Origin of the sequence: Paracoccus methylarcula, from assembly GCF_003007735.2 — a bacterium.
Classification (GTDB): domain Bacteria; phylum Pseudomonadota; class Alphaproteobacteria; order Rhodobacterales; family Rhodobacteraceae; genus Paracoccus; species Paracoccus methylarcula.
Map to the genome: position 1 here is coordinate 43,955 of NZ_PXNQ02000016.1, position 10,756 is coordinate 54,710.

At 65.2% G+C, this 10,756-nt stretch carries 15 protein-coding genes; 5 read left to right on the forward strand and 10 right to left on the reverse strand.

From position 1 onward, the window contains the following. Positions 1 to 3 precede the first annotated feature (3 nt). Positions 4 to 609, forward strand: a complete 606-nt coding sequence (gene leuD, locus A7A09_RS19780) for a 3-isopropylmalate dehydratase small subunit (RefSeq protein ID WP_106693002.1) — start codon at positions 4 to 6, stop codon at positions 607 to 609. A 33-nt stretch (positions 610 to 642) separates the two neighbouring features. On the opposite strand, the gene A7A09_RS19785 is transcribed toward leuD, so the two are convergent. The 10 genes from A7A09_RS19785 to A7A09_RS19825 are packed head-to-tail and all read right to left on the reverse strand — an operon-like array spanning position 643 to position 7,458. Further along, positions 643 to 1,005 (reverse strand): hypothetical protein, encoded by a 363-nt coding sequence (locus A7A09_RS19785; protein ID WP_106693003.1) that lies wholly within the window; start codon positions 1,003 to 1,005, stop codon positions 643 to 645. Then, a complete protein-coding gene (flhB, locus tag A7A09_RS19790) occupies positions 999 to 2,066 on the reverse strand; it encodes a flagellar type III secretion system protein FlhB (RefSeq protein ID WP_106693004.1) in 1,068 nt (355 codons plus the stop codon). Before flhB ends, A7A09_RS19785 begins: the two co-directional genes overlap by 7 nt. Then, complete coding sequence (locus A7A09_RS19795) at positions 2,063 to 2,818, reverse strand: flagellar biosynthetic protein FliR (protein ID WP_106693005.1); 756 nt, start codon at positions 2,816 to 2,818, stop codon at positions 2,063 to 2,065. The genes flhB and A7A09_RS19795 overlap by 4 nt, the downstream gene beginning before the upstream one ends. After that, positions 2,818 to 4,017, reverse strand: coding sequence for an FHIPEP family type III secretion protein (locus tag A7A09_RS21930; protein ID WP_281277615.1), 1,200 nt, complete (start codon positions 4,015 to 4,017; stop codon positions 2,818 to 2,820). Before A7A09_RS21930 ends, A7A09_RS19795 begins: the two co-directional genes overlap by 1 nt. Further along, positions 4,017 to 4,910 carry an FHIPEP family type III secretion protein gene (locus A7A09_RS21935; RefSeq protein ID WP_281277616.1) on the reverse strand — a complete coding sequence of 298 codons (894 nt, stop codon included), beginning with the start codon at positions 4,908 to 4,910 and terminating at the stop codon, positions 4,017 to 4,019. Before A7A09_RS21935 ends, A7A09_RS21930 begins: the two co-directional genes overlap by 1 nt. After that, complete coding sequence (locus tag A7A09_RS19805) at positions 4,907 to 5,224, reverse strand: hypothetical protein (RefSeq protein ID WP_106693006.1); 318 nt, start codon at positions 5,222 to 5,224, stop codon at positions 4,907 to 4,909. Before A7A09_RS19805 ends, A7A09_RS21935 begins: the two co-directional genes overlap by 4 nt. Then, positions 5,221 to 6,087 (reverse strand): flagellar motor stator protein MotA, encoded by an 867-nt coding sequence (gene motA, locus A7A09_RS19810; RefSeq protein WP_106693007.1) that lies wholly within the window; start codon positions 6,085 to 6,087, stop codon positions 5,221 to 5,223. The genes A7A09_RS19805 and motA overlap by 4 nt, the downstream gene beginning before the upstream one ends. Before the next feature lie 12 nt (positions 6,088 to 6,099). Next, entirely contained in the window at positions 6,100 to 6,648 is a 549-nt protein-coding gene (locus A7A09_RS19815; RefSeq protein WP_106693008.1) for a MotE family protein, read from the reverse strand. Continuing rightward, positions 6,641 to 7,000, reverse strand: a complete 360-nt coding sequence (locus A7A09_RS19820) for a hypothetical protein (RefSeq protein WP_148043731.1) — start codon at positions 6,998 to 7,000, stop codon at positions 6,641 to 6,643. The genes A7A09_RS19815 and A7A09_RS19820 overlap by 8 nt, the downstream gene beginning before the upstream one ends. Further along, entirely contained in the window at positions 6,997 to 7,458 is a 462-nt protein-coding gene (locus A7A09_RS19825) for a flagellar basal body-associated FliL family protein (protein WP_106693010.1), read from the reverse strand. The genes A7A09_RS19820 and A7A09_RS19825 overlap by 4 nt, the downstream gene beginning before the upstream one ends. A 113-nt stretch (positions 7,459 to 7,571) precedes the next feature. Between A7A09_RS19825 and fliF the strand changes: the two genes are divergently transcribed. The 4 genes from fliF to fliP are packed head-to-tail and all read left to right on the forward strand — an operon-like array spanning position 7,572 to position 10,706. Further along, positions 7,572 to 9,179 (forward strand): flagellar basal-body MS-ring/collar protein FliF, encoded by a 1,608-nt coding sequence (gene fliF / locus A7A09_RS19830; protein WP_106693011.1) that lies wholly within the window; start codon positions 7,572 to 7,574, stop codon positions 9,177 to 9,179. Continuing rightward, on the forward strand, positions 9,179 to 9,760 hold the full coding sequence (locus A7A09_RS19835; RefSeq protein ID WP_106693012.1) for a hypothetical protein: 582 nt from the start codon (positions 9,179 to 9,181) through the stop codon (positions 9,758 to 9,760). The genes fliF and A7A09_RS19835 overlap by 1 nt, the downstream gene beginning before the upstream one ends. Beyond that, positions 9,748 to 10,005 (forward strand): FliM/FliN family flagellar motor switch protein, encoded by a 258-nt coding sequence (locus tag A7A09_RS19840; protein ID WP_106693013.1) that lies wholly within the window; start codon positions 9,748 to 9,750, stop codon positions 10,003 to 10,005. Before A7A09_RS19835 ends, A7A09_RS19840 begins: the two co-directional genes overlap by 13 nt. Continuing rightward, the gene (gene fliP, locus A7A09_RS19845) at positions 10,002 to 10,706 is read left to right on the forward strand and encodes a flagellar type III secretion system pore protein FliP (RefSeq protein WP_106693014.1); all 705 of its coding nucleotides are present in this window, start codon (positions 10,002 to 10,004) and stop codon (positions 10,704 to 10,706) included. The genes A7A09_RS19840 and fliP overlap by 4 nt, the downstream gene beginning before the upstream one ends. Positions 10,707 to 10,756: the final 50 nt, after the last annotated feature.

Sequence of the window (10,756 nt, forward strand, 5' to 3'; positions counted from 1 at the left end):
ATCATGGATAAATTCACTACCCTGACCGGGATCGCGGCGCCGATGCCGCTGGTCAATATCGATACCGATATGATCATCCCCAAGCAGTTCCTGAAAACCATCAAGCGCACCGGGCTGGGCGTGAACCTGTTCGACGAGATGCGCTATGACCGCGACGGCAAGGAACTGCCCGATTTCGTGCTGAACCAGCCCGCCTACCGGGACGCGCAGATCCTTGTCGCCGGGGACAATTTCGGCTGCGGTTCGTCGCGCGAACATGCGCCCTGGGCATTGCTGGATTTCGGCATCCGCTGCGTCATCTCGACCAGTTTCGCCGATATCTTCTTCAACAATTGCTTCAAGAACGGCATCTTGCCGATCACCCTGCCGCAAGAGGCGGTGGACGTGCTGATGGATGACGCGCGCAAGGGTGCCAACGCCCGGATGACCGTCGATCTGGAGAACCAGACCGTCAGCACCTCGGACGGGCAGAGCTTTGGCTTCGAGATCGATCCGTTCCGCAAGCATTGCCTGTTGAACGGGCTGGACGATATCGGGCTGACCATGGAAAAGGCCGAAAGCATCGACAGCTACGAGACCCAGATGGAACAGGCCCGCCCCTGGGTCTGAGCCCGCGCCCGGTCCTGCCGAAAGCGGGGCCGGTCAATCCTGCCTGTCGCGCCGCATTGCCTGCGCCAGTTCCCGCAAGGCCTCGGCCCGGCCGAATTCGCGGACGGCCGCGCGCCGGGCCTGTTCGAAACGGGGCGTCAGGCGTTCCAGTTCGCGATCCGCGACTCGCAATTCGCGCGCCGCTCGGCTGGCCTGCGCGTTCGCCAGGCGCGCCTCGGGCAGGCTGAGCGGGGCGTCGCTGCGATAGCTTTGCTCAAGCACCTCCCGCAGATGCCCGGCACGCAGCCGCGCCGCCTGCATATGCTCGTTGAAGGCCGCGAATTTGCGCAGCTCGCGTTCGGCCTTGAGCCGGGCGATCCGCTCCAGCGCGGCGAGTTTCCCGGCATGTTTCACCATCCCTCGCGCGCCCTCTTGCGCATGTTCTCGGCAAAGCGCAGGGCAATGGCGACCGAGGCGAAATGCTCGCGCCGGATTTCCTCGCCGATCTTGACGGTGGCATGCAGGGCGCGGGCGCAGGGCGGATCGGAATGGACCGGCACCTTGTGTTCGCGCGCCCGGTCACGGATCCGCGCGGCCACATCGTCGGTTCCCTTGGCCAGGCAGACCGGCGCCCGCCCGCTGCCGCGCCGCCATTCCAGCGCGACGGCGTAATGCGTCGGGTTGACGATGACGACATCGGCGCGGGCCACATCGGCCAGCATCTGCTTCATGGCGATATCGACCGCCTTCTGGCGCCGCGCGGCCTTCAGATGCGGATCGCCCTCGGATTCCTTGTGTTCGTCATCGACCTCCTTGCGGGTCATGCGCTGCTTGCGCAGGAATTCATGCCGCTTCCATAACAGGTCGATCACGGCGAATACCGCCGAGATGGCGATCGCCATCGCCAGCACCTTGCCCAGCAGCTCTCCCAGCCAGGTGATCCATTGCGCATCCGCCCCGAGCGCGCTGGAGGCGAGCCGGTCGAGAAGCGAGGCAAAGAGATACCAGCCGCCCATGCAGATCAGCATGGCCTTGAGCACCGAGATGCCGAACGTCACCAATCCGGATCCGCCGAATTTCTGCCCGGCATTCCTGACCGGGTTGATGCGCTTGGGATCGAAGGCGAGCTTGCCGGCGGAAAAGACCAGCCCCCGCTGCGCGATCAGCGCCGCCAGGATTGTCACGACCGGCACCAGGAAAAGACCGAAGACAGCAAGCCCCGCATAGCCCCCGAGCGAGGAGGCCAGGGCAAAGACGGAACCCTCCGGCCAATCCTCGCCCCCCATCGCCCGCATGGCCATGGCCAGCCATTGCGTCACCGCGAAACCCGCACCGACCGCAAGGGCCAGCCAAGCGCCGATATACATGGCCAGCACGTTCACCTCGGTCGAGCGGGGAATGTCGCCCTTTTCGCGGGCCTTCTGCAGCTTTCGCTCGCTCGGCTCGAACGGCTTGTCGTCCTTTTGCTCCTCGCTCATCCGGGCCCCGGCAGGACATAGTCAAGCACCGCATTCGCCCATAGCTCCACCAGCACGGGGGCCAGCAGGGCCGCCCCGGCCAGCGCCAGGAGGATCGAGGCGGGCGAGCCGATGAAGATCACCGGCAGGGCGGGCATGACCCGGTTGATCACGCCGGAAAGCGCCTGGAACATGAAGCCGCCAAGCGTGAAGGGCGCGGCAAGGACCATGGCCAGCCCGAAGCCATGGGCGAATATCCGGATCGCCTCATGGGCCAGGGTGGTGACATCGGGCCAGCCCGCCGGCGGCCAGAGCGCCAGCCCGTCGGCCACGAAGCGCATGAGCATGACCGGCAGCCCCATGGCCATCAGGATCGCGAGCCCGCCCAGATGCAGCAGGTTTCCAAGCGGATGCGGCGCCGCCTCGTTGGGAACGCCGACGATCTGCGACAGCGAGGCGGTCGCGGCGATCGCCGTCGCCGCGATGTCGATCGCGCCCGCGAGAATGCGCAGCAACGCGCCGGTGGCAAAACCGATCGCCATTTCCGCGGCGATCTGCTGGGCGATTTCCGGCGGGGCCTGCGGGATCGCGGTGGCGGGAACCGTCGCCGCCAGCAGCGGGGTCACCGCCATGGCGATGGCGATCCGCACGCGCCCCGGGACATTCTGCGCGCCCGGGCCGGGCAGGATCAGGATCATGGCCTGGATCCGCGCATAGACCAGCACCATGGCCCAGCTCAGCCCCGGAAACAGCGCCGTGAGCTGATCCCACATCACCCGGCCTCGATCGTGCCCACCAGCTGCAGCTCGGCGGAGGGATCGACCTCTTCCAGCCCGATGACCGGTGTCGGGATACCGTTCGATGCAAGAACGGCGCGGATCATCCTCCGCCGGTGATCGGGCGCGAGGATCACCGCGCGCGACGAGAACTCTGCCGCCAGGGCCTTGCGCACCGCCGCCATCAACCGGCCGGACAGGGCGGGCGTGATGGCGCCGCCGCCCGCGCGGCCGGTCTCGCCATCGGATTTGACGAACTCGGCCTCCCAGGAAGGATGCAGTTGCAGGGCCTCGATCCGGCCGGAACCATCGGCATATTGCTGGGTGATCTGGCCACGAAGCCGCTTGCGCACCAGTTCGTAGATCGTCTCGACCGACTCGATGGCGCGGAACTCGCAGATCGCATCGACGATCATCGGCAGATTGCGGATCGAGATCTGCTCTTCCAGCAATGCCCGCAGGATCGCCAACAATGTCTCGGGTGTCACCTTATCGGGGATGATGCTTTCGAAATAGCGGCCGTAGCGTTCGGCCCGCGCCGGATCGGACAGGGATTTCAGCTCCTCGATCTGGCGCTGCAGGGCGGTCAGGGTCAGCAGGGCGGGAAGGTTCGCCCTGACCGCCTCCATCAGATGGGTCGAGAGGACCTCCATCGGGCTGACCACCGTCGCCCCCATGGTCGCGGCATCGTCCTGGTCATCGGGCGATATCCAGCGGGCGGGGCTGGAATAGACCGGCTCCTCAACCGCGATGCCGCCCAGTTCCCGCAACAGCTCATCGGGGCCGAGCGCCAGCACCTCCTGCGGGCGCAGGCTGCCGCGGCCCCGGATCACGCCCTGGACGCGGATGCGGTAATCGCCGGGCAGCAACTCATCCGTGTCGGTGATGCGGACTTCCGGCAGGATCACGCCGAAACTGCGCGCGACATGGATCCGCAGGTTCGAAATCCTGCTGCCCAGCCCGCGCGCCTCGTCCAACGCGGCCAGGACCAGGTCCGAGCCGATCTCGACCATGATCTCGTCGGCATCCAGGACATCGCCGATCCGCTCCGCCGGACGTTCGACGGGGATGTCTGCGGGCAGGGGCGGCAATTCCTCGGGCTGCGCGAGGCGGCGTGCCAGCAGCCAGGCCCCCGCCGCCATGAACAGCGCCAGCGCCAGGAACAGCCCGCGCGGCATGCCCGGAACAAAGGACATCAGAGCCATCGCGGCGGCGACGACGCGACCGCCTGCCAGCCCGACAGGATCTGCCGCGAGACAAGCTGCGCCGTGGTGTCCGTCGCGCCCCCCCGCGACAACAGCAACGCGGCCGCCATCGAGGTGATCAGCGCCGGGATCTGGCTGACCAGCCCGTCGCCGATGGTCAGATGCGAATAACTCGCCAAGGCCGCGCCGATGGGCATGCCATGCAGCGCGACACCCACGCTGAGGCCGATCAGCAGGTTGATCAGGGTGATGACGATCCCCGCGATCGCGTCGCCCTTGACGAATTTCGACGCGCCATCGAGCGAACCGAAAAAGCTGATCTCGCGCTGCTCGCGGATGCGGCGCTGTTTCGCTTCTTCATGGGTAATGGCACCGGCATTGAGATCGCCATCGATGGCAAGCTGCTTGCCGGGCAGCGAATCCAGCGCGAAACGCGCCGCCACCTCGGCCATGCGTCCGGAGCCCTTGGTGATGACCATGAAATTGACCACCGATATCACCGCGAAGATCGTCACCCCCACCAGCAGCGAGCCGCCGGCCACGAAATCCGCAAATCCGCTGATCACCTGCCCCGCGGCGGTCTTGCCGCTATGGCCTTCGGTCAGGATAAGCCGCGTGGAGGACACGTTCAGCGACAGCCGGATCACCAGCGACACCAGCAAGAGCACCGGAAAGGCCTGGAAATCTGCGGGCTTGTCCACCAGCGAGGCCATCACCAGGACCAGCGTCGCGGTGGCGATCGACAGGGCGATGCCGAAATCGAGCAGGCCGGGCGGCAGCGGGATCACCAGCGAGATGACGATCAGGACCAGCCCGCCGGTTACCAGTAACTGGGCATCCGGAAGAAAGGTAACGCGCGGGGATACGGCGCCGACAGGTTTCATTCGGACGCCTCGTCCGGAGCCGGGGATTGGGTGGGGACCGGAGGTTGGGCGGGGGCCGGAACGGGGCGCAGGACATCCTCGAGCGACCAGATGTCACCGGTCAGCAAGCCGGACCGGCGCAGGAAGATGATGGCCTGCAGGCGATCCGCCGGTTCCATCTGTTGCAGCAATTGCCGGTAGTTCGGCGCAAGCCCCTTGCCGTCCAGCAACCAGGCGGATGCCTCTTCCATGAATGCCGAGACCTCGGGCGAGGTTTCGGAAACATCCGGCAGCGCGGTGGCCGCGACGGTCAAGAACGCCGGGATCAGCATCATGCCGCCTTCTTCAATTCGCGCAGCGCGGTTTCCAGCCCGTCAAAGCTGGGCCGGACATGTTCGGGCACCGCCTGCCTGCCGACCTCGACGCAGAGATTCGTGGCGTGCTGATGCAGACCGGCGACAAGAACCGACTTGATGACATCGTAAAATCCCATGTCCTGCTTGACGACCGTATCGAGACGCTGCGCCAGGGGCGCGACGAAACCATAGGCCAGGAAGACGCCCAGGAAGGTCCCGACCAGCGCCCCCCCGATCAGTTGCCCCAGGACCGCCGGCGGCTGATCGATCGAACTCATGGTCTTGATCACCCCCAGAACGGCAGCGACGATGCCAAGCGCGGGCAAGGCGTCGGCCATGCTCTGCAAGGCATGTGGGACATGAATCTCCTCCTCGCGCATGCTGGCGATGCGGCGCGACAGGATGTCCTCGACCTGGTAGGGATCGTCGTAATTCAGGCTGGCCGAACGCAGGGTATCGGCGATCAGCGAGACGATCTGGTGATCCGCAAGCAGGCGCGGATAGGCCGAGAATATCGCCGATTCGTCCGGATTCTCGATATGCGCCTCCAGCCCGACAGGGTTGTCTCGCGCGATGCGCAGCAGTTGAAACAGCAGGCACAGGACATCCTGATGATCCTGGCCGGTCCATTTCGGCCCCTTGAAGGCGCGGATGATCCCGCCGACGGTCCCCTTGAGCGTATGGGCGTCATTCGAAAGCAGGTAAGCCCCCACCGCCGCGCCCATGATCATCATCATCTCGAAAGGCAACGAATGCAGGATCACGTGCATATGGCCTCCGGCAAGAAGATAGCCGCCAAAGACCATGACCGTGGTGACAACCATACCGATTATCCCGAACATGCGGGTCGCTCCTTATCGTTTCCGGACGCTGCGCGCGCCCATTTCTGCGGTTAACAGCGCGGCCTGCCGGGGCTCGACCGCGGCGATGATCCGCGCCCCGGTTTCGGGATTGACGCGCATCAGGATCTCTGCGGCGAAATCGGAGGGTAGATTGGTCAGGATCGCCGCGGCCTCAGCCGGTTTCATCTGGTCGTACAGCGCCACCAGCCGGTCGATATCGCTCCGCACGGCCTGCGAGGTCCCGTCCCGGCGGGATCGGAGCGTCGCCTTCTGCGCCTTCAATTCGGCCAGCCTGTCGCGTAGAGCCGCCTCTGCCCGAACGATCTCGGCCTTCTTTTCCTCAAGGCTCCCCATGTAACGTTCGATCCGCAGCGACCGGGTTTGCAGCGTCTCGGCCAGTGCGACGGCCTCGGGAATATCCGTGCAGCCGCGCATCAGCCCGGTCGGCTCGGCGAATGCCGCGAAGAGATCGCTCAGGCGGTAAGCCTGGGCATCCCAGAGGAGCGCCGCTGCGGGCAGGCCGAAACCGAGCGCGAGAAGCGAAAGCACCCTGTTACGCATCGGCAGCCTCCGGCAGGCGCTTGCGCAGCCGGCGCGGTCCGTGCGCATTGCTCCGGGAACCGAGGCCCACTGCCTTGTCCATGGTCTGGTGCAGGTCCCACAGCGCGCGCTCCTTTCGCGCCAGCTCGATCTGCCCGGCCAGTGAATCGCTGGCCGATGCCGCCTCTTCCCGGGCCTTGCGGATCGCATGTTCAAGCCGATCCACCTCGGCCACCATGACCGCTATGGCGCCACCCAGCCCGTTCTCGAGATCGTTCAGCCGTTGCAGCCGCCGCGCCAGGACGACACAGAACGCCGCCAGACCGCCCGAGGCCGCGATCAGCAAGGGTTGCAAGACGATATCCATGCTCATTTGATTCGAAACTCCGTGATCAGCAGATCCTTCACCGGCTCGTCCCCGAGGACATAGCGGGTCCGGGTCACGAGCTCGGCCCGGATGATCTCGAGCACGCCGCGCTTGTCATAAGCGGTCTCGTCGATCCCCGACAAAAAGCTGGTGAACGCATCCTGGACACGCGGCATCAGGTGCTCGATCTCGGCGCGATAGGCGTGATCGGTTTCGATGGCAGCGGACAGGATCACCATGCGCCGCCGGTTTCCCGGGACCGGAAGCTGGATCGTCGGGATATCGACGAATTCGACCGCCGGTTCGTGGACCACGGCATCCGGCTTGGCCGCGGAAAGCGGCACCAGACCAAGATAGGTAATACAAAAGCCCACCGCCCCCAGGATTGCCGCAACCAGCGGAATGACAAGCTTCTTCAGCTTCTTCCGGGGCTTCTCCGGTTGGGATGCCTCATCATCGCTCATAGTGATTCTCCGTCGTGCTGAAACGGACCTAACAGCCTGCGACTAACCAATTCTTAATCGGGCCGGTGCCATGAAGGGCATCGACCGCAACCGATGATTCGAAGGAATTGGTTTTGCAAAAATTGCAGGACTACTGGACAGAGCGAAGCTCGAAACAGAAAGCCATTCTCGTTGCCGCGTTCCTGACCGCGTTCGCGGCGATCACGGCGATCGGCTGGCTGGCCAACCGCACCGACATGGCGCTGCTTTACGGCGGCCTGGATCCGGCGCAGGCCGGAGAGGTGATTGCCGGGATCGAGGGAACGGGCATAAAATACCAGGTCCACGGCAATTCGATATGGGTGGATGCGGCACAGCGGGACCGGCTGCGGGTGGAACTGGCCGCGCAGGGCCTGCCCACGGTCGGAGGGGCCGGATACGAGATCCTTGACGGCATGTCGGGATTCGGCACCACCGCCCAGATGTTCGACGCCGCCTATTGGCGCGCGAAGGAAGGGGAACTGGCCCGGACCGTCCTGGCCTTGCCGAATGTGAAATCGGCCCGGGTGCATCTGGGAATCGAGCAGGGACGCGGTTACCGGCGCGATACCGATGGCAGCGCCTCGGTCACGCTGACGACGAATGGCCCTGCGGTCACCCGCGAGCAGGCCGCCGCGCTGAAATACCTTGTCTCATCCGCCGTGCCTGAGATGCAGCCCGAGAATGTCACCGTGATCGATTCGCGCCATGGCATCGTGAACACGGGCGAGGACCAGGAGGGGCAGGAGCGCGCCGCGCAGATGAAGCGCAATGTCGAGCGCATCCTGGAATCCCATGTCGGCAAGGGCAACGCCATCGTCGAGCTGAATCTCGATGTCGTAACCGAGACCGAGCAATTGCTGGAACAGCGCATCGATCCCGATCAGCGCGCCCTGATCAGCCAGGTCACCGAAGAGACCTCGGACCAGAGCAATTCGACCGGCAAGGGCGCCGTCACCGCCGCCTCGAACCTGCCGGATACGGAGGAGGCGCAGGGCGACAGCTCGCAATCCCAACGGTCCGAGAATCGCCAGCAGGCGAATTACGAGGTCAGCACCGTCACGCGCGAGGTGTCCAAGCGCCCCGGGGCGATCCGCCGCCTTTCGGTCGCGGTGCTTGTGAACGGGGTGGTGCAGAACAATGCGCAGGGCGACCCGCAAGTCGTTCCGCGTCCCGACAGTGAATTGCTTGTCCTGCAGGAACTGGTCGCCTCGACCGTCGGTTTCGACGAGCAGCGGGGCGATGTCATCACCGTGAAGTCCCTGCCTTTCGCCGATCTGGCGCAGAATGGCACGCTGGCAAAGCCCGGTCTTCTCGATCGGCTGCACCTGAACGACCTGGTGCGGATCGCCCTGTTCGGTTTCTTCGCGCTGGCGATCCTGCTGGTGCTGCTGCGCGCCGCCCGCCGCTCGGCCCCGGCGGCATCGGTGCCCGCGGACAGGCCACTGCTGGATGATAGCGGCCCTTCAAATGAACCGCTTCCCGCCATGTTCGAACAGGATGATGACGACGAGCCTTTCGATCCGCAAAGTTTCTCGAACCCGATCCCGCTGCAACTGGATCCGCTGAGCCCGGGCGAGGGTGAGCAGCTTGCCCTGCCACCGGCCGACCCGGTCGCGCGCCTGCGCAGCATGATGCGCGACCGGCAGGATGAGAGCATCAAGATCCTGTCGGGCTGGATCGAAAACAGGAAGGGTACCTGATGGCCAGCCCCGCCATAAAACTTGAATCCTTCGACCGGGCCAGGCAATCCCCGGCCCCGCCCACCATCACCTATTCCCGCGACGACCTGGAGCGCGCCCGCGCCGAGGGAGTGTCCGAGGGGCGAGCGCAACGCGAAGCCGAGGAGATCGGGCAATTGCGCACAAGCCTGGAATTCCTGGCACGGACCCTGTCCGACGAGGAGGAGCGGCGCGAGAAGCTGCGCGCCGAGGCGGTGGCGGCATTATTCCCGCTCATCTCCGGGATCGTCGATGCATTTGCCCGCTCGACCGCTGCCTCGCAACGGCTGGAACAGGCCCTGACAGCGGAACTGGATCGGCTCGCCCGCGCATCTCCCCCGGTTCGGGCGCATATCTCTTGCGGTGAAAAGCTGCGGGATCTGGTCGATGGCTGCATCAGCCAGAGCGGGATGACCGGGATCGAACTGACGACCACGGAATCCGATCGCGTGTCCCTGTCCATTGAGGGCGGCGGCATCGAGTTCTCGCAGGAGAAGATCGCCCGGCAAATCCGTGAACTGATCGACGAAATCACTGAGGACATGGCGGCATGGACGAATTGAAACACCTGATCGACACCGACAATATCCCGCTGGAGGTCAGCATCAGGCTGGGCCGGACCCGGCAGACCGTCGCCCAGCTTTCGGCGCTGAGGCCCGAGGATGTGCTGGTGCTGGACCAGAGCATCGACGACGGGGTCGAGATCTGCGTCGGCGACAAGGTCGTCGCCCGTGGAGAACTGACCGGCGACGGCTCTCCCGAGGACCGGCTCTGCGTCCGGATCACTGGCGCGGTGGAAGATACGTGAGATCGTCATGGCTCCTGCTGCCGGCGCTGATCCTGCCATCGCCGGTCCTGGCGCAGGACGGACTGCAGCAGGCGGCGGAAAGCCTGGGGCAGAATTCGGTCCTGATCATGCTGGCGCTGACGGTGCTGTCGCTGGCGCCCGGCATCCTGATCACGGTGACCTGCTTTCCCTTCATCGTCACGGTGCTGTCGATCCTGCGGCAGTCACTGGGGTTGCAGCAATCGCCGCCCAACATGCTGATCATCGCGCTGTCGATGTTCCTGACCTGGTTCATCATGGATCCGGTCCTGCGCGAGGCATGGCAGGTCGCGGGCGCGCCCCTGCATGATGGCGAGATCGGGCTGGCCGAGGCGTTCGGGCGGGGCGTTGCGCCGTTCCGGCAGTTCATGGCCAACCGGACCGATCCCGATACGCTGCTCCGACTGGCCGAGATCGCACCGGGCGCGGATGGGCCGGCCGACAGGCTGTCGGTGCTGATCCCCTCATTCATGCTGTCGGAATTGCAGCGGGCATTCGAGATCGGCTTCCTGATCGCCCTGCCCTTCCTGATCATCGACCTGGTGGTGGCGGCGGTGCTGATGTCGATGGGCATGATGATGGTGCCGCCGGTGGTCGTCGCCCTGCCCTTCAAGCTGGCCTTCTTCGTCGCGGTCGATGGCTGGGCGATGATCGCCGGGGCATTGGTACGCAATTATCAGTAGTTGGCGTAGGGCCGATTCAGGGGGACATGCCTCATTGCGTCCCGCGATGG

What these genes read in the sequence shown, in the direction of transcription:
- leuD (WP_106693002.1), top strand. Translation starts at nt 4, where the DNA reads ATGGATAAATTCACTACCCTGACCGGGATCGCGGCGCCGATGCCGCTG.
- A7A09_RS19785 (WP_106693003.1), bottom strand. Translation starts at nt 1,005, where the DNA reads ATGGTGAAACATGCCGGGAAACTCGCCGCGCTGGAGCGGATCGCCCGG.
- flhB (WP_106693004.1), bottom strand. Translation starts at nt 2,066, where the DNA reads ATGAGCGAGGAGCAAAAGGACGACAAGCCGTTCGAGCCGAGCGAGCGA.
- A7A09_RS19795 (WP_106693005.1), bottom strand. Translation starts at nt 2,818, where the DNA reads ATGTGGGATCAGCTCACGGCGCTGTTTCCGGGGCTGAGCTGGGCCATG.
- A7A09_RS21930 (WP_281277615.1), bottom strand. Translation starts at nt 4,017, where the DNA reads ATGTCCTTTGTTCCGGGCATGCCGCGCGGGCTGTTCCTGGCGCTGGCG.
- A7A09_RS21935 (WP_281277616.1), bottom strand. Translation starts at nt 4,910, where the DNA reads ATGAAACCTGTCGGCGCCGTATCCCCGCGCGTTACCTTTCTTCCGGAT.
- A7A09_RS19805 (WP_106693006.1), bottom strand. Translation starts at nt 5,224, where the DNA reads ATGATGCTGATCCCGGCGTTCTTGACCGTCGCGGCCACCGCGCTGCCG.
- motA (WP_106693007.1), bottom strand. Translation starts at nt 6,087, where the DNA reads ATGTTCGGGATAATCGGTATGGTTGTCACCACGGTCATGGTCTTTGGC.
- A7A09_RS19815 (WP_106693008.1), bottom strand. Translation starts at nt 6,648, where the DNA reads ATGCGTAACAGGGTGCTTTCGCTTCTCGCGCTCGGTTTCGGCCTGCCC.
- A7A09_RS19820 (WP_148043731.1), bottom strand. Translation starts at nt 7,000, where the DNA reads ATGAGCATGGATATCGTCTTGCAACCCTTGCTGATCGCGGCCTCGGGC.
- A7A09_RS19825 (WP_106693010.1), bottom strand. Translation starts at nt 7,458, where the DNA reads ATGAGCGATGATGAGGCATCCCAACCGGAGAAGCCCCGGAAGAAGCTG.
- A7A09_RS19835 (WP_106693012.1), top strand. Translation starts at nt 9,179, where the DNA reads ATGGCCAGCCCCGCCATAAAACTTGAATCCTTCGACCGGGCCAGGCAA.
- A7A09_RS19840 (WP_106693013.1), top strand. Translation starts at nt 9,748, where the DNA reads ATGGACGAATTGAAACACCTGATCGACACCGACAATATCCCGCTGGAG.